The organism is Micromonospora sp. LZ34 (assembly GCF_052981855.1).
Genome location: NZ_JBRIQN010000157.1, coordinates 1 through 1061, shown reverse-complemented (window position 1 = coordinate 1061; position 1061 = coordinate 1). Strand labels below are relative to the sequence as shown.

Here is a 1061-nt window from a genome sequence, read left to right as displayed (position 1 = left end):
GCTCCTCAAACGCCTCGCCATCCATGGTCCCCTACCCACCGCCGCATAACCCCGACGAATTAACGGCGAGGGGCACTAAGCCGGCTGATCACCTCGACTATGGCGCCGCAACCGCACGTTGCGGCTTCAGCCGCAGCGGCTGCGACCATCTGGACGGGGTGGTGCGGCGCGTAGGCAGCGAAAGCCTCGTAAGCCGATTCATCGGTGGTGAGGACCTGCCGCCGAAGGTCGCAGAAGTCGTTGCCGCGCTCCGGCGAGCAGGTCCGCCGCTGAACGGACATCCGAGTGAGAAGACCGCCGTCCCGCCTCGTTCAGTTCGGCGATTGTGGTCGGTCATCCACCATTGCTGCTCCGGGTCGTACGGCGACGGCCTCACGGTTGGGGTGGGTAGTGCGCGGCTCGTCTGGCGCTTGCTGAACCCCCACACACATCACCCGTGCCGGTGCTGGCGGGGCCGCTCCACGTCCACGTCTACCCTCGCGCGCTCGGAGCCGAAGGGGCGAAGCAGTGAAACGGCTGCCACCTGAGTTTGCCTAGCGTGCATTCATGACGTCTTCACCGCAACCAGCCTGGCCGATCACCTCGGTCTTGACGACGCTGTCCGAGCAGATCCCGCCGGCAGTCCCGCAGCCCGCCCAGGTCACGACGCTGCTAGTGCGGTGGCGATTAACGTTCGCCGGGTTGGTCGGGGTTGGGGAATTGTCGTAGGGGTGGTGTTGGCTGGGGTTTGTGCCTCGCCGTCGGGATCCTGCCGCGCCGCGGGTCGTGCATCGCACGGCCCGGGTGGGGTTGCGGGTGACGGCGGGGCAGCGGCGGCGGTGTTTCGGCCTGCTGCGCTCGGCGGGTGACGTGTGGGCGTGTGTGTTGGAGGTCAACGCGTGGCGGCGGCGCCGCCGGGACGTGCCGCTTGTGGGTTACCAGGAGTTGTGTCGGGAGTTGGCGGCGTCGGGGCCGGGCACGTTCGCCGAACTCGATTCCACCGGGGCGCGGTCGGTGCTGCGCCGGTTCTCGGATGCGTGGTTCGCGGCCGCGAAACGCCGCGCCGGCGGTGACGTGTCGGC

Annotated in this window: 1 protein-coding gene; it reads left to right on the top strand. The window is 68.7% G+C overall.

Annotation, left to right across the window (positions count from 1 at the left end):
• Nucleotides 1-795 precede the first annotated feature (795 nt).
• Nucleotides 796-1061, top strand: a 266-nt coding sequence (locus ACVCAH_RS37910) for a hypothetical protein (RefSeq protein WP_447141016.1), incomplete at its 3' end; no start/stop codon positions are given.